Source organism: Frigoribacterium sp. NPDC087798 (genome assembly GCF_044742985.1).
Taxonomy (GTDB): Bacteria; Actinomycetota; Actinomycetes; order Actinomycetales; family Microbacteriaceae; genus Frigoribacterium.
The window spans coordinates 1,064,323-1,084,231 of the sequence record NZ_JBIUVP010000001.1 but is presented as its reverse complement, the minus strand read 5'-3'; the positions used below and the strand labels follow the sequence as shown (position 1 = coordinate 1,084,231).

Here is a 19,909-nt window from a genome sequence, read left to right as displayed (position 1 = left end):
AGGCCGCCCGTCGCCGGCGGACCCGCCCGAGGTCGCGGACTAGAGGCCTGCGGTCGAGCGGATCCAGGTCGCGCTCTGCGACAGCACGGCGTAGTTCGAGCCGGCGCGGGTGTTCGCGCCCGGGTCGGCCTCGTCGCCGGTGGAGCAGACGGCCACGATCTGGCCGCCCACGATCAGGGGGCCACCCGAGTCGCCGTGGTTCGCCGCGCCGGTGGTGCCGGTCAGGTGCTGTGCGGCCCCGCCGTAGGCGTCGGTGCTGCGGCCGGTCAGGCCCACCGTCGCCTGGTACAGGCCGTCGGACTGCACCGAGTTCGCGCGCAGGCCGTAGCCCATGATCGTGCCGCTGCCCGACGACGTCGCCTGGAACCCGAGGTTCAGCGTCGGGTAGCTGCCGAGCGCCTTCGGCTGGCCGAGGTGCACGAGCGCGATGTCGCCCGCGGGGGCGGCGGCGACGCGGTCGACGGCGATCGCGGTGCCCGGGTTCGTCGTGCTGTTCGAGTGGTACACCTGCATCGAGGTGACGCCGTCGATGCAGTGGCGGGCGGTCAGCACCCAGCTGGCGTTGATCTGCTCGCCGGTGCAGGCGTAGCTCGCGGTGCCGCCGGTCCGGAAGACCAGCTGCACGGCCCACGGCGTCGTGGGAGCCTTCTCGCCGCCGACGACGTCCGTCGACCGGATGGTGTCGACGGGCCCGGCGGCGACGGCCGAGGTCGAGACCCCGAGCGATCCGACGACGAGGGCTGCGGCGGTGAGGGCGGCGGCGACGGAGGTCTTCATGTGGTTCCCCTTGGTTCGTGTGGTGCGTGTCGGATGGTGCCTGCCGGGCGGTCCGGTGATCGACCGACCGGGTGGATCGGACACGTGCCGCCTGGGTCGAGCTTCCGCCTGGCCCTCGTTCGGGGGCAAGTCGGCACTCTGGCCGACTTGACGGCGTGTGTTGCGCGTGGCAACAGCGCCGGTGCTCGCGAGGGGTGGGGGCGGACGGGTAGCGTGTGCGGGTGATCACGCGACGAGACGCCGCCCTGCGACTGGACATCCCGCTCGAGATGGCCAAGCGCCACGGCCTGCCGCCGAAGATGACGGTCGACGAACTCGTCGCGATCGAGCGGACGCCGCCGGCCTGGCTGGTGCAGTCAAGGGCGAACCGCACGGGCAAGCCGGTCTGGGTCGAACTGGAGTGCGTCGTCTGCGGCTACCACGAGGCGGCTCGCCCCAAGAAGTGGTGGCCCGAGTACACCTACCTCAGCTGCGACGACCACGGTGCGGACGAGTTGCCCGAGCCCGAGCCGGGCGTCGTGCGCGCCGAGGTCGACGGCGTCGGCACCCGCTTCGTCGCCATCGTCGACGTCGCCCCCTGACCCGACTGCCTGCCCGGGAGGCGCGCGCCGCGTCGGTCAGACCGTGTACTGCACCGAGACGGGCGGCTCGAGCCCGGCGAGCAGGTGCACGTACGCCTGGCGGGCGTCCTCGACGAGCAGTTGCCGCTGGATGTGTTCGTCGTGCCAGTCGACCAGGTCGTCGGGCGTGACGTCGTCGACGTCGTCGGCGACGAGGTAGGTGAACGCGTAGGCGCTGCCGCCGTCGTCGAGGGTGCGACGGTAACCGAGGGTCTGGCGGCTCAGGGCGTCGACGAAGACCTCCCAGCCGGGGTCGCTCGCGTCCGGCAGGGTGACGTCGACCACGGGGTGGGCGGCGCCGACGGCGGGGGAGGCGAGTCTCGTCCCGAGGGTGGCCGTCCGCATCGTCGTGGCGGCGGGCCCGGCCGCCGAGAGGTCGACCGGGTCGGAGTGGTGGGGCACCGGACGGCCCCCGACCGGGCCCGAGGCGGGCGAACCCGCGGCCGCAGGGGCTGCCGCCCGGGCCGCAGCGGCGGCGCCGGCCAGCGAGGCCTCGGGAGAGCTCGTGTCGACGCCTCGGACCACGTCGTGGTCGACCCGGGCGACGGCACGCGCGAGGGCGCCGTCGAACAGCTGCAACCGCCGCGCCGTCGCCCGCAACCATGCCTCGAGGGCGTCTCGTTCGTCGGACGAGAAGGGCTCGGGCTCGAAGGAGTGCACGGCGAACGACGCTGCCTCGACCGACCACTCCCACGCGAGCACGACGCGGAGGAGTGCCGACCGTCGGGGCATCAGGGCGAGCGTCCCCTGGCGCAGCCCGGGTGAGAAGTGCAGTTCGGGTTCGTCGAGCAGGTGCCGGACGCCGGAGGCCGCACCGGTCGAGGTGGTCGGCACCAAGAAGTCCACCCGGACCTCTCGCCAGGGTGTGGCCCGCACGGGTGGGGCGTCCTCGTCGCGCAGGACCGTCAGGCTGCGCGGCATCTCGGGCGGCAGGGGTGACGGGGCGTCTGTGGGGTCGACGGGATCTCGGTCGTTCGGTGCCATGGCCCGAGAATGCTGGCACGGCCCGATGCGAGCCGCCTGGACGAGCCGGGGTCGCGTCGCCTGGCGGTCAGAACGACAGCTGGTCGACCGACGTCAGCGGCACCCACCCCGCGCGGATGCCGTCCGGCGGCTCGATCGTGGGCACGGGCCGGAGCGTGTCGGCCTCGGCGAGTTGGGCGAGGTCGAAACCGGTCATCTCGGCGATGTCGCGGACGGGCACCTGGTAGGTGCGGTACGGCCCGAGGGGCGGCGGGTCGCCCTGCTCGTGCGCGCGGGCGAAGGCCGCCTCGAGGTCGACGCCGTCGAGTTCGGGGGACTGGTCGAGCAGGTACGCCGCGCTGCGCAACGAACCGCCGTCGGAGGTCGTCCAGGCCGCGACCTTGAAGAACCGACGGGGCAGGCGGATGCCGCGGTAGGGCGCGTCGTCGTCGAGCAGCACGGGCGCCGTGAAGACCGTCAGCCGCTGCCGATGCGTGGAGGCGTACTGCAGCACCTGGTCCTCGAGGCCGAGCCACAGTTCTTTCGACTGGTTGAACTCGGCGGCCTGGGGTGCGGCGTTGGTGAAGCTGAAGGTGTCGACGTTCGCCGCGGCCGCGACGGCTCGCTCGCCCCAGACCGGGTCGCGCCGACGCACGAGGTGCCCCCGGTCGAGGTCGTTCGAGGCGTACACCTCGGGACCCGTCTGTTCGTCGTCGGGCACGCGCTCGTCGAGGTGCCAGTCGTCGCCCCGGCCGAGGTCGACCAGCGACGACCCGTCGATGTTGACGGCCGTCAGGGCGGCCAACCGCCGGACGGGGTCGAGCAGCACCGTGAAGTGGACGTAGGGCAGCTCGCGGACGGTGGCGTGGACGGCCGGCAGGGGCACGTCGACCGTGAGGAAGGACGGGTCGTACCCCGCCTGCGCGAGGTCGGCGGTGCTCGCGGTGGTGGGGTCGTCTGCGGTGCTCATGTGCGCCTCCGGCGGGGTCGTCGTGCTCGTGGCCCCATCATGCCGACGGCCCCCGACATCGGTCCGGCCGCCACCGGCGGACGGCCCGCCGGGGCTCGGTCGGCCGAGCCCCGGCCCGCCGGGGCTCAGTCGGCCAGGATCGTGTAGAGCGCGCGGCGTGCCTCGTCGAGCTTGGCGGTGGCGGCGGCCCGCTGGGCGTCGCTGCCGTCGTGGTGGAACTGCTTGACGACGCCCATGAGCTTCATGAGGCTGGTCTGGAACTCGCGGTCGGTGTCGCTCGCGTCGTCCGCCGTGGCGGCCCAGGCCTTCTCGATCTCGTCGGCGTGTTCGGCCACGTGGGCCCGGCCCGCGTCGGTCAGCGTGAAGACGCTCTTGGTCGCGGTCTCGTCGGACGAGATGAGCTCTTCGTCGACGAGTTGCTGCAGCGTGGGGTAGACCGAGCCGGGGCTGGGCTTCCACGTGCCGTCGGTGCGCTCGGCGATCGCCTTGATCAGGCCGTAGCCGTTCGACGGGGCGTCGGACAGCAGCGAGAGGATCGCGAGGCGCACGTCGCCGCGTCGTGCCCGGCCGCGTCCTCCGCGGCCCGGTCCGAAGCCGCCGGGACCGAAGCCCGGGCCGCCGGGGCCGAAACCGGGGCCGAAGCCGCCGAAGCCCGGACCGGGGCGGAACCCGCGGCCGAACGGACGGCCGAAGCGGCCGTGACCCTCGCCGCGGCCCATCGGGTCGTGTCGGGCGTCGGGGGAGTTGTGGTGCCGGCGACGGGGGTCGCCGTGGTTCTCGGGGGTGAAGTCGGTACCCATGGGGTACTCCTCTCGGGTCGGGGGGAAGAGATCGAGGTCGCGACGTGCTGTCGCGATGTGTAAAAGATATGTCGTTGACTATCGTCTGTCAACGGTCTGCCAGATATCCGGGCAAAAAGAAAGGAGGCGCGTCCCGAGTGGGACGCGCCTCCTTCCGTCGAGCCGTCAGTTCGCGGCTTGCACCCCGAACGCCGAGGCGAGCTTCTCGATCTTCTGGGCCCGGCCCAGGCGGGGCAGGTCGCTGCCGTCGCGGATGACCCGGCCGCGTCCCTCGAAGTCGGCGAGGAAGTCCTGGGCCCAGGCGACGTCGGACGGCGTGGGGCTGATGACCTCGTTGATCACGGGCAGCTGCTCGACGTCGAGGCAGAGCTTGCCGGTGAGGCCGAGGGCGACCGCGACCCCGGACTGCTCGCGCAGGACGGGGTGGCTGCTGCCCACCGTCGGGCCGTCGATCGGGCCGGGCAGCCCGCCGATGCGGCTCGCCACGACGAGGCGGGAGCGGGGGTAAGCCATGGCCAGGTCGTCGGCGCTCGTGCCGGTGTCGCGGCGGTAGTCGCCGCTTCCGAACGCGAGGCGGAACGCTCCGCGGGCCTTGGCGATGGCGGGGCTCTCCTCGATGCCGAGGGCCGACTCGACGAGCGCGAGCACCGGCACCGCGCCTCCGAGTCGGTCGAAGGTCTCGGTGACGTGTTCGGGCGCCTCGGTCTTGGCGAGCATGACGCCGTGCAGTCCGGGCAGGCCCATCAGGGCGTCGACGTCGTCGGACCAGAAGTCGGTCGATCGGTCGTTGATGCGCACCCAGGCCTCGCCGCCGCCCGTGAGCCAGGCGACGACGTCGTCGCGTGCGGCTGGCTTGCGGGCGGGGTCGACCGCGTCCTCGATGTCGAGGACGATCTGGTCGGCGCGGGACGCCTGGGCCGAGTCGAAACGGTCGGGGGCGGTGCCCGGCACGAGCAGCCACGAACGGGCGATGTCGGCCTTCGGTCGCGTGCGGGCGGCCGCCGCGGCCCGGCGGCCCGTCGCCGCGGAGTCGGTCGCGCCGGAGGCCGTCGCGGTCGGGTCGGAGGGGGTCTGGCTGGTGTCGGTCATGACGTCGTCGTCCTTCGTCGCTCGGCGGTCCGGTCCACGCTACCGGCTCGTCCGCGCCCGTGAGTCCCGCGGGCACGGGCGGGGGCTCCCGGCCCGGGGTGCCGTTCGGGCGTAACGTTCAGGCGGATCACAGATCCAGGGAACGACCCCACCGACAGGAGTGAGCCATGACCGACGCGAACGATCCGCGGCGCGACCGCCCCGACCACGAGGGACGCGATCCCCAGTACGGCGACACGAACGACGCCCCGCGGTCCGACGAGACCGGCGAGACGGTCGAGCCGACCGAGGTGCCGTACGGCTCCGAGGTCCCGACCCAGCAGCCCCCGGCCGTCGACTTCGGCGGCGACGCCCCGACGCAGCAGCAGCCCGCCGTCGACTTCGGGTCCGACGCCCCGACGCAGCAGGCCCCCGTCGCCGACGCCGAGGACCGCCCGGTCGTCGCCGAGGCCCCCGCGAACCCCGAGGCGTCCGGCCTGGACGCGCACGAGGCTCCCGCGTCGTCCGACGAGGAGGCGCTGCCCGATTCGGTGCCCGCCGAGTACGTCCCCGGCGACACCGGGTCCGACCAGCGCGCCGACGCCGACGCGTCGACCGACGCCGACCGCCGCGACACCGAGGTCCTCTCGGAGTCCGACCGCGACGCGGCCTCGACCGGCCGTCCCATCGAGGCGGTTCCCATGGTGGCGCCGACCGAGCCCGCCCAGCGGGCCTGGTCCGCCTCCTCGGACGGCACGCGCCGTCCGCTGCACGACGACGAGGCCCTCCGTGCGGCCGAGGCCGCCCGCGCCGGCGAGCCCGCCACCGGTGACCGAGGGGACGACACGGCCACCGCGGCGTCCGCGACCGCGGCGACCGGCGCCTCCTCGTCCTCGCACGACGGGTGGGTCGACGACCGCTCGGACGCCGAACGCGACGCCACCGACCGCGCCGCGGCCGAGCGTCAGCCCTCGTTCGGTCAGGACGCCCCCACCGCCGTCGCGCCCACCGCGGCGGCAGCCGGAGGCGCGGCCGCAGGAGCCGCCGCGGGTCGCGACACCGGCTCCCACGCCTACCCCCTCGTCAAGGACTCGGGCATCGACCACGTGTCGGTGCGCCGTGAGCTGCTCGCCCAGCAGAAAGAGGAGTTCGGCGGCATCCGCTTCGGCGCCGGCCTGCTCGGCTGGTTCGCCGCGACGGGCTTCGGCCTCGTCATGATCACGATCTTCGGCGGCGTCCTCGCGGCCTGGGGCGGGGTCGCCTCCGGTTCGACCGCCATGGCCGACCTGCGCAGCTTCACGACCGACAACGCCGACGTGCTCGCGCTGACCTCGGGCATCGTGGTGCTAGCGATCATCTTCTTCGGGTACCTCATCGGTGGCTACACGGCGTCGCGCATCGCCCGCTTCAGCGGCTTCAAGCAGGGGCTCGCGACCTGGCTCTGGGGCCTGGTCATCACGATCGTCCTGGCGATCGTCGTCGGCGTCGTCGGCACCCAGACCGGAGACTCGTCGTCGCCGAACCCGTTCGTGCCCTCGATGGACGACCTGCAGTCGTCGTCCCTCGCCGGTCTCATCGGCCTCGGCCTCGTCGTCGTCCTGAGCTTCGCCGGTGCCGTCCTCGGTGGCCTGCTGGGTCAGCGGTACCACCGCAAGGTCGACCGCTTCTTCTCCGAAGAGGACTGAGCGTCGCGAGGGGGCGTCCCGGCCGGGTCGCCCCCTCGCCCCATCCGACGCGGCCCGGGCGTCGAACACCGATCAACCCCACCGGGCAGCACAGACAAGGACCATTCATGCGCACCCCCTTCCGTTCCTCCCTCGGTCGAGGCGTCCTCGGCGTCGTCGCCACCGGCGCCCTCGTGTTCTCGCTCGCGGCCTGCGCCTCGACCTCGGACTCCGAGAGCAACAACACGGCCCCGACGCACCCCGTCAACCAGACCCGTGAACCCGGCCCCGGCGAGAGCATGCTGCCCGAGGCGTCCATCCCGGATCTGTCGAACGGCGTCGACACGCAGGTCGCCGTGGACGCGTCCTTCGTCGAGGCCCTCACGAGCCTGGGCCTGACCCCCGGCGTCGTCGGCACCGCGACCTTCACCGACGGCACCTTCGCCTTCCCGATCACGGGCGGCAACGTCGACTACTACGGCCCCGACAGCGACGTGCGCCCCTACGTCCAGGGCGAGATCGACCACGACGGCTCCGGCCTGTCGCTGACCTCGGCCGACGGCACCGTCGTCGAACTCACCGACTTCCGCATCGACCCGGGCGAGAGCAAGCTCTACGGCACCGTGACCGCCAACGGCACCGTCGCCGCCGAAGACGCCTACCTCTTCAACCTCTACGGTGGCACGCTGAAGCCCCTCGAGGTCGTCGACGGCAACGCCGTGCTCGAGGGCACGACGGTGCACGTCAGCCCTGCCGCCGCGTCGCTGCTGAACGAGACCTTCGGGACCGACGCCGTCCAGGACGAGATGCTCGTCGGCGTCGCGAAGATCACCGCCGCCACCGAGTAACACCTCCGCTCGTCCGATCGGGCACGTAGCCGATCACCGAGAAGAACCCCGTTCGCGAAGAAGAACCCCGATCAATCGTGGTTCGTCTTCGTGAACGGGGTTCTCGGCGTTGGGGCGCGGCGTTCGGTGTGCGGGCGCGGCGTGCGGCCTGCGCGCGGGTTACGGATGCCTCACACCCAGGTTTCGGGACACCGAAATCTTGCTAGGGTCGAGGCATGAGCTCGTCCGACACCCGCCGTGCCGACGCCGACCACCCCCGTGACGGCCGTGCCCCGCAGGTCGTGCACGCCCGACCCCGCGGCACCCTGCTCGGCCCGGCGTTCGTCGCCGCGATCGCGTACGTCGACCCCGGCAACGTCGCCGCCAACCTCACGGCCGGGGCGGCGTACCAGTACACGCTCCTCTGGGTGCTCGTCCTCGCGAACGCCATCGCGGTGCTCGTCCAGTACCTGTCGGCGAAGCTCGGCATCGTCACGGGTCGGTCGCTGCCCGAGGTGATGGGCACGCGCCTCCGTCGTCGGCCCCTCCGGCTGGCGTACTGGGGTCAGGCCGAGCTGGTGGCGGCCGCGACCGACGTCGCCGAGATCATCGGGGGAGCCCTCGCGCTCCAGCTGCTCTTCGGGGTGCCGCTGGTCGTCGGGGGCCTGATCACCGGCCTCGTCTCGCTCGGCCTGCTGCTGCTCACGAGGTACCGCAGCGGGCGAGTCTTCCAGACCGTCGTCATCGCCCTGCTCGCCGTCCTCACGCTCGGCTTCTGCGCGGGGCTGCTCTTCGCCCCGCCGTCGGCCGGAGGCATGCTCGCCGGTCTCGTGCCCCGCTTCGAGGACAGCACGGCCGTGCTGCTCGCCGCGTCGATGCTCGGCGCGACGGTCATGCCGCACGCGGTCTACCTGCACTCCGCACTCACCCGCGACCACCACGGCGTCGTGGCCGAGGGGGCGGATCGTGCCCGCGTGCTGAAGGCCACCCGGTGGGACGTCGTGCTGGCGTTGCTCGTCGCCGGCGGCGTCAACATCGCCATGCTCGTGCTCGCAGCCTCGACCCTGTCGGGTCAGGGCGGCACCGACACGATCCCCGGGGCCCAGCGGGCCATCGCGGCGGCGCTCGGACCGGTGATCGGCGTCCTGTTCGCCGTCGGCCTCCTCGCGTCGGGTCTGGCGTCCACGTCGATCGGGGCGATGGCGGGCGCCGAGATCATGAAGGGCCTGCTGCACGTGCAGGTGCCGCTCATGGTGCGCCGGGTCGTCACGTTGATCCCGGCCCTCGTGCTGCTCGCGACGGGCATCAGCCCGACGTGGTTGCTCGTGCTCAGCCAGGTCGTGCTGAGCTTCGGCATCGCCTTCGCCCTCGTGCCCCTCGTCGTCGCGACGAGCGACCGGTCGCTCATGGGCACGGGCGTCAACGCCGTCGGGACGCGGATCGCCGGTTGGGTGGCCGTGGTCGTCGTCGTGGCCCTCAACCTCGTGCTGATCGGGCTGACCGTCTCGGGGGCGTGAGGGTCCGGCGGCGAGGCGACCCGCGCCTCCTGCGTTCCCGACCCGCCCCGACCCGACCCGACCCGACCCGCCCCGACTCGGCGCGGCCGGGACGAGCCGTACCGTCAGCGGTCCGCGCCGCCGGTGGTGGGTTCGATGTGCGGGCCGTCGTCGGGGTCGGCGCCGGCCGCGGCCTTCTCGGCCTGGCGACGGTCGAACGCCGCCTGCATCGACTCGGCGTGGTCCGTCTTGGCCTTCGCGAGGGCCTCGTCGTCACCGCGCATGGTCGCCGCGGTCGAACGCAGGCGCGCCCCCACGGCCTTCACGAAGTCGGCCGGGCTGGGGCTGAAGTCGTCGCTCTCGTCGCCGTCCCCCGCATCGACGTAGTGGTGCAGCTCGACGCCCTCGTCGTGTCGGATCGGCTGCTGGGCGTGCTCGACGCAGAGCTTGGCGACCTCTTCGGCGTGGGCGTGCATGACGGAGTGGGCGGCCCCGGGCATCTCCCACAGGCGGGACACGGGCAACAATTCGCCGACGCGGCGCACCCACTCGCGCGGGGCGACGGCGTCGTGCTCGCCCCGGATGACCAGGGTGTCGGCGGCGATCTGCGGCAGGTGCCGCTCGATCGGGTAGGTCATCATCTTCGGCAGGATGCGGGAGAACCAACGCACCCCGCAGAGCACGTAGGCGCTCAGGGCCAGGAACTTCACCCGGCCGGGCTCGTGCCAGGCGGCCCGGGCGAACCGCACCGCCTGCTCGAGCACGTGACGATGGGCCGGATCGATCACCGGCCCGATCAGCACGACGGTCGACAGGTCGGGTCGGCGCGCGGCGAGGTCGACGACGATCTGCGTGCCCATCGAGTGCCCGACGACGACCGGGTCGTGGAGTCCCAGTTCGTCGATGGCGGTGCCGACGAGGTCGGCGTACTCGCGGATGCTCAGGGCGTGACCCGGGTGCGGCACCCCGGCGAAGCCCGGCAGGTCGAGAGCGTGCACGGGGCCGAATTCGTTGAGGTTCGGCGCGAGGCGCTCGAAGTAGTCGGACGAGACGCCGATGCCCGGCACGAGGACGAACGGACGGTCGCCGGTGTCGCCGATCGTGTTGACCCGCACGTAGAGGTCGCCCCGCTCGACGCGACGCACGGTGACGGTCGTGTCGACGTCCCCCGCTCGCGAGGCGTCGCGGGCGGCCGCACGCCGTGGCGAACCGGCGTGGCGACGTCGAGGGGTCATCGGATCAGTGTGGCACGGTGGGCTCGGAGCCCGGGACGCTGGCGCAGGCGGGGTCCCCGGTGGCAGGCTGACCCCGCCGGGTCCCACCCGCGGCCCACCGCCTCCGACCCACCCGCCTCGACGAGAGAAGAGTCATCGTGCCCGCTGCCGACATCGTCCGGACCGTCACCCTCGCCGCTTCTCCCGCCGTGGTCTTCGACGCCGTCACCACGGGCACCGGCGGGTGGCTCTGGCCCGGCGAGGTCGAACCCCGGGTGGGAGGCGCGGCCGGGCCGGGCGGGGTGGTCACGGCCTGGCGACCGGGTCGCCACTACGCCAACCGCATGGAGGGCGAGGGCGGCTGGTTCAACGAGCTCGACTTCGCCCTCGAGGCAGGCGACGACACCGAGGAGGCGACCCGGCTGACCTACCGGCACTCGAGCGTCTTCGACGAGGGGCAGGTGCCCGGCGTCGAGGAGCACACCGACTTCTACCTGCACACCCTCGCCGAGTACGTCGCGTGGTTCAGGGGCCGGGAGGCCACGTTCACGAGCGTCGACGCCCCGGAGTCGTCGCGGGCGGCGGGATCGGCCGCCCGGGTGCTGCAGGCCCTCGACCTGGCCGACGACGTCGAGGTCGGTGACGCCGTCGTGGTCGACCTGCCCGGCGTCGGTCCGGTCGCCGCGGGACTCTCGTACCGCACGGCGTCGTTCGTGGGGCTGCGGACCGCGAGCGCGCTCGTCCGCGTCTTCGGGCGGGAGGCCTGGGGGGCCGGGGTGAGCGTCAGCGTCCACGACTTCGCCGACGGGGCCGACGCCGCCGCGACCGGGTCGGCCTGGCAGAGGTGGCTCGACGACCTGTTCTCGTGAGCCGTGCCTCCTCGTCCCCACGGAGGGGTGACCGGGCCGTCCGGTGAGGGCGCGGTGCCGTCAGGCGGAGGCCACGACGACGTCGAGGGCACGGAGGTTGCGCCGCAGGATCAGCGAGAGGGCGAAAGCGGACGCCGGCCCGGCGGCCCGCATCCACCACGCGGCGGGGAGCCAGACGACGCGGATGTCGAGGGTGACGCGGTCGTCGTCGTGGTGGTGCACGCGGTAGCTCTCCCAGCCGCGCTGGGGGTGGCCGACCAGGGCGGCGTGTCCGAAGCCGATGTCGGTGGCGGACCGGACGACGGCGAACACCCGGCAGGCGACCGGTGGGTGCACGGGGCCGAGGGTCACGCCCCAGACGCTCGTCGCACCGACGGCCACGCGGACGGGCACCTCGAGGGGCACGAAGCCCGAGCCGCGGTGCACCTGCCAGTGCAGCACGGCGTCCCCCGCGGCCTCGAAGGCGGCCCGGCCGTGGCCGATCACCCGACTGCGCGTCGTCACGTGGAATCCGGTCGGCGGCGGACCGTCGAGGGTGGGCTCACCCTCGAAGGCGTAGCCGTCGCCGAACCGGGCGCGGTACGGGTGTGACGTCATGGGTCGACCCTGCCACGTGAGGACGCCGGGTCGGGGCATGATCGGACCGTGACCGACGCGACCGCCCCGACGCCGACCCCGCCCACGGCCTTCCTGATCTTGCACGGCTGGCAGAACCATCGTCCCGAGGGGCACTGGCAGCGCTGGCTCGCCGGCGAGCTCGAGGCCCGCGGACACGTGGTGCGCTACCCGCAGCTGCCCGACGCCGACGAGCCCACGCCCGCCGCCTGGGACGCCGCGGTGCGACACGAACGGGCCGCCCTGCCCGCGGGCCGTCCGGTGACGGTGCTGTGCCACAGCCTCTCGTGCCTGCTCTGGTTGAGGCTGCGGGCCGGCGTCGCGCCTCCGTCCGCCGACCGGGTCGCGCTGGTCGCGCCTCCGTCGCCCGAGCTGATCGCCGGCCAGCCGATCCACGCGTTCGTGGCCGGGGAGCTGTTCGACGGGCGGCGGCTCGCGCTCGGGGGCGACGCCGAGTCGGTCGTCGTCGCCGGGGACGACGACGAGTGGCTGCCGCTCGGCCCGGTCGACACGTGGGAGGCGCGGGTCGACGCCCCGGTCGTCGTCGTGCCCCGAGGCGGTCACCTCACCCCGGACTCGGGCTACGGCGAGTGGCCGGCGATCCTGGCCTGGGCGCTCGGGGCACCGGCGGTGGAGGCCTTCGGCTGATCCGCCGCCGGTCACGACCGTCGGCCGAACGAACTGCCCATCAGCAGTGCGACGAGGGCGAGCCCGGAACAGCACAGGGTGACCGGGTTCACGATCACGGCCGCCCACGTGCCGAGGTCGGCCTGGGCGGCCGACAACAGAGGTGAGGCCGAGACCGCTACCACGGCGACGGCGCCAAGGGCCCCGAGAGCCCAGAGCAGGACGGCCTCGAAGGAGGCGATGGCCCGAAGGGTCGCCGGGGCGGCTCCCGCGGCGAGCAGTGCTCGCCCGGTGTCTCGACGGATCGGGGCCGACAGGCTGAAGACGAGTGCACCCGTGACCGCTGCGAGGAGGGCGGGCGCCGTGGCGAGACCGGTCACGGCCGCCCAGTTGATCGTCGTCTCCGACGTGACCAGCGAACCGAACGCACGGAGGGCCTCGTCGCCCGCCAGGAAGACGGCGGCGAGTCCGCCGGGGACGGCGACGCCGACCATCGGCACCGAGATGCCCGCGCCATCGCGGCGGACGCCGTCCGCGACGGCCTGGAAGGCGAGTCGGGGAATGGTCCATCGGGTACCCCGCGCAACCAGACCGAGCCCGGCGGCGGCGAGACGGCAGGCCGCAGGGCCGATCGTGGACGCGGCGACGGAGCCGAGGACGACGAGGAGGAGCGACCAGGGCACCAGCCCGGCCACGTCGTCGTCTCTCATCGAAGTCGACGGCATCAGGGCCAGGAGCACCACGACGGCCGCGACGGGGATCGCGCAACCGAGCACGCGGCCGAGCCTGGCCCGTCGCGGACGCGGCGGGAAGCGGCTCGTCGCACCTACCAGCGCCGGGGTCAGTGACAATGCGACGACGACCGATGTGCCGACGGTGACCAGTGGACCCGTGGTGAGGACGAGGGAACCCCAGGGAGTTGTCAGGGGGTTGAGGGCCGTGGCCGTCACGATCACGATGGCGACACCCCCCGTGGCGGCCGCGACCGTCACGACGGCCGTCTCGAGGGCGATGAGCGCTCGCCCCTGCCACGGCAGGACGCCCAAGGGCACCCAGGCGAGACGGGTCGGGTCGAACTGTGACTGGGTCAGTCGTGACACGGCGGCGAGGCACGTCGTGCCGGCGACGACGGCCATGAACGCCGCGGGAGTCGTCCACGAGCGGACGATGCCTCCGAGGGGGGCGGGCGCGCCGCCTGCCGAGTCGACACCCGTCAGGGCGAGGCCGGCGACGACGGTGGTGACCAGGACGACGGCGCCGTAGGCGAACCAGGTGGCCCGATCGGTCGCGAGCATGCGCAGGGAGGCCCCGGCGAGACGAGCGAGGCCGATCATCTCTCGCTCTGTGTGTCGTGTACGGCTCGCATCCGTCGGCGGATGTCCGACGCCGTCGTCGGGGTCAGATGCGTGACGACCTGCCCCTCGGTGATCGCCGCGACGGCATCGACGCTGGCGGCGAGCTCGAGATCGTGCGTGACCAGCACCGTGCCGCACCCCGCGGCCGCGAGCGCACGGATGCCGTGGACGACGTCGGCGCGGCTCTCGGCGTCGAGGCTCGAGGTCGGTTCGTCCAACGTCGCGAAAGGTGCCCGTTGGGCCAGCACCCGGGCGAAGGCGACCCTCTGCCGCTCGCCGCCGGACAGCTCGTCGGGTCGCCGGTCGGCCAGTCTGGTCAGGCCGAGGTCGGCGAGGGTCGATCGGGCAGTGGATCGCGACCTCGGGATGCGGCGGAGGTCGAGAGCGATCTGCACGTTGTCCAAGGCCGACAAGGACGGTACGAGGCCGCCGTCTTGAAGGACGATGCCGAACAGCTCTCGCCGTCGCCGAGCGAGCCGGGAGGGGGACAAGGACGTCAGATCGAGGTCGTCGACGAAGACCTGACCCGAGGAAGGGCGTTGGAGGCCCGTCAGGCAGCGAAGCAGAGAGCTCTTGCCGCTGCCGGATGCTCCCACGAGCGCTGTCGTGGACGATCGGGCGATCTCGAGTGCGGGAGCGGCCACCACCGGTCGGCGCCCGTACCGGATCTCGACGTCCGCCAGTCGTAGTCGATTCGCCTCGTGCATCGCACCAGACTACCGTGACATGTCAGACCGTCATGTCACGGCGAACCGCCTCGAGCAGGGCAGGGCAGGGCAGGGCAGGGCCGCGGCCGTCCGCGCCGGCGCCTACGCGTCCGGCGCGAGGAAGGCGGCGGCGGCGCGTGACAGGTAGGCCGGGTCGTCGGCGCCGCACAACTCGCGGGCCGAGTGCATGCCGAGCAACGGGATGCCGACGTCGATCGTCCGGATGCCGAGCCGCGTCGCGGTGATCGGTCCGATGGTCGAGCCGCAGGGCACCGAGTTGTTCGAGACGAACTCCTGGAACGGCACACCCGCCTGCTCGCACGCCCGTGACCACTCGGCCGCCCCGAGCCCGTCGGTGGCGTAGCGCTGGTTCGCGTTGATCTTGAGCAGTGGCCCGCGGTTGACGACCGGCTGGTTGACCGGGTCGTGCCGCTCGGGGTAGTTCGGGTGCACCGCGTGCCCGGCGTCCGCGCTCAGGCACCACGACCCGGCGAGGGCCCGGCGGTGATCGGTCGTCGTCGCCCCGAGACCGGCCGAGACCCGGGCCAGGACGTCCTCGAGCAGCGGCCCGGCTGCACCCGACGGCGTGGCCGAACCGACCTCTTCGTGGTCGAACGCCGCGAACACGGCGACGTGGTCGAGTTCGACGCCCGAGGTCGCCGTCTCGACCAGTGCGACGAGACCGGCGTGGGTCGACGACAGGTTGTCCATGCGCCCGGCGGCGAAGAGCTCGCCCGACATCCCCAGGACCGCAGGAGGCGCGGTGTCGGCCACGACCACGTCGTACCCGGTCACGTCGGCTCCGGTCAGCCCGGCCAACCCGGCGAGGTGGCCGAGGACGTCGGCCTCGTCGAGCGGCCCCGCCCCGACCACGGGGTTCAGGTGGCGCTGGGGGTCGAGCTTCAGGCCCTCGGCGTTGACGCCCCGGTCGAGGTGGACGGCGAGCTGCGGGAAGCGCAGCAGCGGCCCGGTGCGCACCAGGTGCGTCTCGCCGCTGCGGGTGACCAGTCGGCCGGCGAACTCGAGGTCGCGGTCGAGCCACGAGTTGAACAGCGGACCGCCGTAGACCTCGACGCCGGCCTGCAGCCAGCCGCGGGTGCCGGTCGTCGGCTTGGGCTTCAGCTTGAAGCCGGGGGAGTCGGTGTGCGCTCCGACGACGCGGAACGGCGTCGTGGCCGTCGCGGTGGCCGGCTCGATCCAGGCGATGACCGCGCCGTCGCGCACGACATAGCGACGGCCCGGGCCCGAGGGCCACTCGGCGGTCTCGTCGAGGGCGGTGAACCCGGCGTCGTCGAGCCGGCGGGCGGCCTCGGCCGCGGCGTGGAAGGACGAGGGCGAGGCCTGGATGAAGCGGGCGAAGTCGTCGAGGTGGGGGCGCGTGTCAGTCATCCTCACCAGCATGCACCACCCGGTCGCCGCCGAGACCCCACGAAGTGGCCGAGGCCGGGGCCGAGGCCCCGGCTCGCGCACGCGGGTCTCGGCGCCGCACCGGGGTCTCACACGGGTCAGCGGCCGCCGCTGCCGCCGCGGTTCGCGCCGATGTCGCCACGGTGGGCGTTGGCCTCGGGGTCGGCCGAGTGCGGGTCCTCGTCGTCGACGGTCAAGGCGGCGTCCTGCTCGCCCGAGACGCCGCCGGGACTCACGGCGACGTAGCCGTCCTCGCCCGAGTGGCGGCCGCCGAGCGGCTGCGTGACGTCGCCTTCCGGCGTCGCCTCGCCCGATGCGGCGGGCTCGCCCTGCGTGTCGGTCGGGCCCGACCCGTGGGCGGCCCGGTGCGTCTCGATCGCGGCGGCCTCGACGGCAGCCTGGTCGAGCGCGTCGCCGTGGCCGAGTTCGTCGTCCGGCTCGTGCGGGTCCGGGTTCGTGCGGGCGTCGCTCATCGGGGGGTCCTCTCGTGGTGGGCCTCCGAGGCTAGGCGCACCGCGCCTCCTCGTCCGGTCGTCGTCGTCGGCAGGTGGCGCCGAACGCCTCACGGCGCGGTCGGCAGCACCGCGGCCCAGAGGTGGAACAGGGCGTAGGCGCGCCAGGGCGACCACGGTGCGCCGGCGACCTCGGCCTCCTTCGTCGTCAGGCCGCCCATCACGCGCCGCAGTACGAGGTCGCCCGCGGGCCAGGCGTCACGGTCGCCGAGGGCGCGCACGGCCAGGTACTCGACGGTCCACGGGCCGATGCCGGGCACGGCGAGCAGGCGTCGGCGGGCGTCGGCGTGGTCGACGTCGGGGGCGATGACGAGTCCGTCGGCGACGACCTCGGCCAGGGCGTGGATCGTCCGCGCGCGACTGTTCGTCACCCCGACCGCGGCCCGCAGCTCGTCGACGTCGGCGGCCGCCAGGCGGTCGGCGCGGGGGAACCGCGTCAGGCCCGTCCCCGCGACGGGTTCGCCGTGGGCCGCGACGAGCCGCCCGGTGAAGGTGCGCGCCGCGGCGAGCGAGACCTGCTGCCCGAGCACCGTCATCACGGCCGTCTCGAACCCGTCGGGGTTGCCCGTCACGCGGATGCCCGGACGCGCCGCGACGAGCGGCCCGAGCACGGGGTCGTCGGCGAAGCCCCGCTCGACGTCGTCGAGGTCGGTGTCGAGGTCGAGCCACGTCCGCACGACGCGTCGTGCCTCGTCGACCGTCGCCTGCGTCGGCGGCACGCCGTCGGGCCCGGTCACCGTCACGTCGACCCCGGTGGCCGTGAACGACAGGTCGAGACGGTGGGAGGCGCGCTCGGCTCCCGTGCCCAGCTCGACCAGTCGCGCGTGCGTGGCGGCGGCGACGTCGGTGGCTTCGGCTCCCGGCACGCTGTGCGCCGCCAGCAATCCCACGGCGTGCGCGTGGTCCCAGGCGCCGACGGGTTCGACGACGAAGCGCGCGGGCGCCCCGTGCGGTACCGCCCCGACCGGTGCCGCCCCGTCGGGTGCCGCCCCGTCGGGCGAGTCCGCGGTCACGACCCGGCCGCCCGGGGGCCGCCGTCCGGCACCGGCCGGCCGTCGTCGCCCCACACCCCGGACGACCCGCGGCGGTGGCTGTCGACGAGGTGCGTGTCGACGATGCCCGCGGCCTCCATCAGCGCGTGCATGGTGGTCGGCCCCACGAAGGTGAACCCCTTCGCCTTGAGTGCCCGCGAGAGGGCGAGCGACTCCGGCGACGTCGTCGGCACCTCGGCCATCGTGCGGGGCCGGGGAGTCTCGGCCGGCCCGAACGACCAGACGAAGTCGACCAGGCCGCCGTCGGCCCTCAGGTCGAGCGTCGCCCGCGCGTTGCGGATCGTCGCGTCGACCTTGAGCCGGTTGCGGACGATCCCCGCGTCGGCCATCAGCCGTGCCCGGTCCTCGTCGTCGAAGCGGGCGACGACCTCGGGGTCGAAGTCGGAGAACGCGCTCCGGAACGCCGGACGCTTGCGCAGGATCGTCGCCCACGACAGCCCCGACTGGAACGCCTCGAGGCTCAGCCGCTCGAACAGGCCCCGCTCGTCCCGGACCGGCAGCCCCCACTCGGTGTCGTAGTACTCGCGCAACAGCGGATCGGTCGATGCCCAGACCGGTCGGGCCAGCCCGTCGTCACCGACCACGACGCCCGCGCCCGCCAGGTCCGACGGCACCGCTCCCGTGCCAGCCGCGGTGACGCCGGGGGTGACCGCCTCGCTCACGCCCCCGCCTCGAGGTCGATCAGGATCTGCTTGGCCGCCATGCCCCCACGGTAGTTGCCCGAGGTCCCGTCGCTCCGCACCACCCGGTGGCAGGGGACGACGAGCGGCAGGGGGTTGGTGGCGCAGGCCGTGCCGACGGCCCGCACCGCGCGAGGACTGCCCGAGGCCAGCGCCACCGCGGCGTAGCTCGCCGTCGACCCGTAGCCGATGTCGGGCAGGTGCTCGAGCACCGTCCGCTGGAACCCCGTCGACAGGCGCCGGTCGAGCGGCAGGTCGAACGCGCGGCGCTCGCCGCGGAAGTACTCGTCGAGCTCGCGTGCCACGGTGTCGAGCCGTGACGGCGCCTCGACGATGCGGGGGCTGATCGTCGTGGCGAGGCGGTCGAGCACCGTGTCGTGCCCCTCGATCTGGAAGGCCACCCGCAGCACGCCCACGTCGGTGGCGCAGAGCAGCAGGAGGCCGACGGGGGAGTCGAGGGTGCGGTAGGCCACGTCGACCGCCCCGACGCCGAGGGCGGTCTCGGCGAAGCGGGCGTGCAGCGCGGCGAGTCGCTCGTCGGTCGGGTCGAGGCCGGTCAGCGGGTCGCCGGGGTCGGTCGACGCGTCGATGGGGGAGGCGGTCATCGGGTGCCCTTCGGCTCGGGGGAGGCGGACGGGACGGAGGCGCGGCCGGCGACCCGGTCGGAGGCGCCGGTCGCGCGAGGCGTCGCGGGGTCGGCCAGCAGCCGCCGCAGCGCCGCGATGCCGTCGGCGGACGCGCGCCGGGCCGCGTCCGCGCTGATGCCGGTCAGCTCGGCGACCTCGCGGTGCGAGAGCCCGACGAGGTGGTGGTAGACCACGGCACGCCGCTGGCCCGGCGGCAGGGTGCGCAGCGCCCCGTCGAGCTCGTCCGCGCGCGCGACGGTCTCGTCGTGGGGAGGCGCGGGCGGCGGTTCGGGCACCGTCTCGACCGGGCGGGGGCGACGCTCCCGTGCCCGCAGCACGTCGATCGCCTTGCGGTGCGCGATGGTCACCAGCCACGCCTCGAGGTTCGTCGACGCGGGGAGCGACGGATACGCGACGAGGGCCGCCACGAACGTCTCGCTCCAGGCGTCGTCGGTGTCGTGCTCGTCGAGCACGGCCCGGCAGACCCGCCAGACCGTGCGACCGTGCCGGGCGACCACGCGCTCGAAGGGTTCCACGTCAGAACAGCCGACCGGAGTCGGGGCCCGACGGCTGGTCGGCCTCCAGCCCGAGCAGGAACCGTTTGCGGTCGAGCCCGCCGGCGTAGCCGACCAGGGCCCCGCCCGAGCCGACCACGCGGTGGCACGGCACGACGATGCTCAACGGGTTGAGCCCGTTGGCGGCGCCGACCGCCCGCGCCAGGCCGACGCCGCCGAGCGCGGTCGCGAGCTGCCCGTAGCTGCGGGTCTCGCCGAAGGGGATGTCGCGGAGGAGCGTCCACACCCGCACCTGGAAGTCGTTGCCGCGCGGTGCCAGCGGGAGGTCGAAGGAGCGCCGCTCGCCGCCGAAGTACTCGCCGAGCTGGCGCCCGACCTCGGCGAAGTCGCTCAGGCCGACGCCGTTCCGCGAGACCGGGCCGAAGCCGGTCGGATCGGGCAGGTGGCGGTGCTCGTCGAAGTAGAGGCCGACGAGGCCCGTCTCGCCCCCGACGACGGTCAACGGGCCGACGGGGGTGTCGACGCTGGTGTGGACGCTCACGGTG

At 73.8% G+C, this 19,909-nt stretch carries 22 protein-coding genes; 6 read left to right on the top strand and 16 right to left on the bottom strand.

Translation table 11 applies throughout. The features are described 5' to 3' along the window. Positions 1-39: 39 nt before the first annotated feature. The gene (locus ACIOSR_RS05045) at positions 40-777 is read right to left on the bottom strand and encodes a trypsin-like serine protease (protein ID WP_056046680.1); all 738 of its coding nucleotides are present in this window, start codon (positions 775-777) and stop codon (positions 40-42) included. A 221-nt stretch (positions 778-998) separates the two neighbouring features. Between ACIOSR_RS05045 and ACIOSR_RS05040 the strand changes: the two genes are divergently transcribed. After that, the gene (locus ACIOSR_RS05040; protein WP_056046678.1) at positions 999-1,358 is read left to right on the top strand and encodes a hypothetical protein; all 360 of its coding nucleotides are present in this window, start codon (positions 999-1,001) and stop codon (positions 1,356-1,358) included. A 36-nt stretch (positions 1,359-1,394) separates the two neighbouring features. On the opposite strand, the gene ACIOSR_RS05035 is transcribed toward ACIOSR_RS05040, so the two are convergent. From ACIOSR_RS05035 to ACIOSR_RS05020, 4 genes are all read right to left on the bottom strand, one after another. Beyond that, the gene (locus ACIOSR_RS05035; RefSeq protein ID WP_402751981.1) at positions 1,395-2,381 is read right to left on the bottom strand and encodes a hypothetical protein; all 987 of its coding nucleotides are present in this window, start codon (positions 2,379-2,381) and stop codon (positions 1,395-1,397) included. 67 nt (positions 2,382-2,448) lie between these two features. Next, on the bottom strand, positions 2,449-3,330 hold the full coding sequence (locus tag ACIOSR_RS05030) for a DNA/RNA non-specific endonuclease (RefSeq protein WP_402751980.1): 882 nt from the start codon (positions 3,328-3,330) through the stop codon (positions 2,449-2,451). Positions 3,331-3,455: 125 nt separating this feature from the next. Next, positions 3,456-4,049, bottom strand: a complete 594-nt coding sequence (locus tag ACIOSR_RS05025; protein WP_402752205.1) for a PadR family transcriptional regulator — start codon at positions 4,047-4,049, stop codon at positions 3,456-3,458. A gap of 246 nt (positions 4,050-4,295) precedes the next feature. After that, entirely contained in the window at positions 4,296-5,219 is a 924-nt protein-coding gene (locus ACIOSR_RS05020) for a CoA ester lyase (RefSeq protein WP_082460322.1), read from the bottom strand. A 167-nt stretch (positions 5,220-5,386) separates the two neighbouring features. Between ACIOSR_RS05020 and ACIOSR_RS05015 the strand changes: the two genes are divergently transcribed. The 3 genes from ACIOSR_RS05015 to ACIOSR_RS05005 all read left to right on the top strand — a co-directional run bounded on the left by ACIOSR_RS05015 (position 5,387) and on the right by ACIOSR_RS05005 (position 9,206). Beyond that, entirely contained in the window at positions 5,387-6,883 is a 1,497-nt protein-coding gene (locus tag ACIOSR_RS05015; protein ID WP_402751979.1) for a hypothetical protein, read from the top strand. Positions 6,884-6,990: 107 nt separating this feature from the next. Next, positions 6,991-7,710 (top strand): hypothetical protein, encoded by a 720-nt coding sequence (locus ACIOSR_RS05010; protein WP_402751978.1) that lies wholly within the window; start codon positions 6,991-6,993, stop codon positions 7,708-7,710. Positions 7,711-7,925: 215 nt separating this feature from the next. Then, positions 7,926-9,206, top strand: a complete 1,281-nt coding sequence (locus tag ACIOSR_RS05005) for an Nramp family divalent metal transporter (RefSeq protein ID WP_402751977.1) — start codon at positions 7,926-7,928, stop codon at positions 9,204-9,206. 104 nt (positions 9,207-9,310) lie between these two features. Here the strand turns inward: ACIOSR_RS05005 and ACIOSR_RS05000 are convergent, their stop codons facing one another. Continuing rightward, the gene (locus ACIOSR_RS05000) at positions 9,311-10,420 is read right to left on the bottom strand and encodes an alpha/beta fold hydrolase (RefSeq protein ID WP_402751976.1); all 1,110 of its coding nucleotides are present in this window, start codon (positions 10,418-10,420) and stop codon (positions 9,311-9,313) included. Positions 10,421-10,557: 137 nt separating this feature from the next. Between ACIOSR_RS05000 and ACIOSR_RS04995 the strand changes: the two genes are divergently transcribed. After that, entirely contained in the window at positions 10,558-11,268 is a 711-nt protein-coding gene (locus ACIOSR_RS04995) for a hypothetical protein (RefSeq protein ID WP_402751975.1), read from the top strand. 60 nt (positions 11,269-11,328) lie between these two features. On the opposite strand, the gene ACIOSR_RS04990 is transcribed toward ACIOSR_RS04995, so the two are convergent. After that, positions 11,329-11,865 carry a DUF1990 family protein gene (locus ACIOSR_RS04990; protein WP_173151437.1) on the bottom strand — a complete coding sequence of 179 codons (537 nt, stop codon included), beginning with the start codon at positions 11,863-11,865 and terminating at the stop codon, positions 11,329-11,331. Positions 11,866-11,913: 48 nt separating this feature from the next. On the opposite strand from ACIOSR_RS04990, the gene ACIOSR_RS04985 reads away from it, so the two are divergent. After that, a complete protein-coding gene (locus ACIOSR_RS04985; protein WP_402751974.1) occupies positions 11,914-12,531 on the top strand; it encodes an RBBP9/YdeN family alpha/beta hydrolase in 618 nt (205 codons plus the stop codon). Positions 12,532-12,542: 11 nt separating this feature from the next. Here the strand turns inward: ACIOSR_RS04985 and ACIOSR_RS04980 are convergent, their stop codons facing one another. From ACIOSR_RS04980 to ACIOSR_RS04940, 9 genes are all read right to left on the bottom strand, one after another. Then, positions 12,543-13,844, bottom strand: a complete 1,302-nt coding sequence (locus tag ACIOSR_RS04980) for a hypothetical protein (RefSeq protein WP_402751973.1) — start codon at positions 13,842-13,844, stop codon at positions 12,543-12,545. Next, positions 13,841-14,572 carry an ABC transporter ATP-binding protein gene (locus ACIOSR_RS04975; RefSeq protein WP_402751972.1) on the bottom strand — a complete coding sequence of 244 codons (732 nt, stop codon included), beginning with the start codon at positions 14,570-14,572 and terminating at the stop codon, positions 13,841-13,843. The genes ACIOSR_RS04980 and ACIOSR_RS04975 overlap by 4 nt, the downstream gene beginning before the upstream one ends. 102 nt (positions 14,573-14,674) lie before the next feature. Continuing rightward, a complete protein-coding gene (locus tag ACIOSR_RS04970) occupies positions 14,675-15,961 on the bottom strand; it encodes a M18 family aminopeptidase (RefSeq protein WP_056047805.1) in 1,287 nt (428 codons plus the stop codon). Positions 15,962-16,077: 116 nt separating this feature from the next. Continuing rightward, the gene (locus ACIOSR_RS04965) at positions 16,078-16,452 is read right to left on the bottom strand and encodes a hypothetical protein (protein ID WP_402751971.1); all 375 of its coding nucleotides are present in this window, start codon (positions 16,450-16,452) and stop codon (positions 16,078-16,080) included. 89 nt (positions 16,453-16,541) lie between these two features. Then, positions 16,542-17,504 (bottom strand): DNA-3-methyladenine glycosylase family protein, encoded by a 963-nt coding sequence (locus tag ACIOSR_RS04960; RefSeq protein ID WP_402751970.1) that lies wholly within the window; start codon positions 17,502-17,504, stop codon positions 16,542-16,544. Then, a complete protein-coding gene (locus ACIOSR_RS04955; RefSeq protein ID WP_402752204.1) occupies positions 17,501-18,157 on the bottom strand; it encodes a DNA-3-methyladenine glycosylase I in 657 nt (218 codons plus the stop codon). The genes ACIOSR_RS04960 and ACIOSR_RS04955 overlap by 4 nt, the downstream gene beginning before the upstream one ends. 44 nt (positions 18,158-18,201) lie before the next feature. Beyond that, positions 18,202-18,828, bottom strand: a complete 627-nt coding sequence (locus tag ACIOSR_RS04950; RefSeq protein ID WP_402751969.1) for a methylated-DNA--[protein]-cysteine S-methyltransferase — start codon at positions 18,826-18,828, stop codon at positions 18,202-18,204. Beyond that, on the bottom strand, positions 18,825-19,385 hold the full coding sequence (locus ACIOSR_RS04945) for an RNA polymerase sigma factor (RefSeq protein WP_277960179.1): 561 nt from the start codon (positions 19,383-19,385) through the stop codon (positions 18,825-18,827). Before ACIOSR_RS04945 ends, ACIOSR_RS04950 begins: the two co-directional genes overlap by 4 nt. Before the next feature lies 1 nt (position 19,386). Next, complete coding sequence (locus tag ACIOSR_RS04940) at positions 19,387-19,905, bottom strand: methylated-DNA--[protein]-cysteine S-methyltransferase (RefSeq protein ID WP_402751968.1); 519 nt, start codon at positions 19,903-19,905, stop codon at positions 19,387-19,389. Positions 19,906-19,909 lie beyond the last annotated feature (4 nt).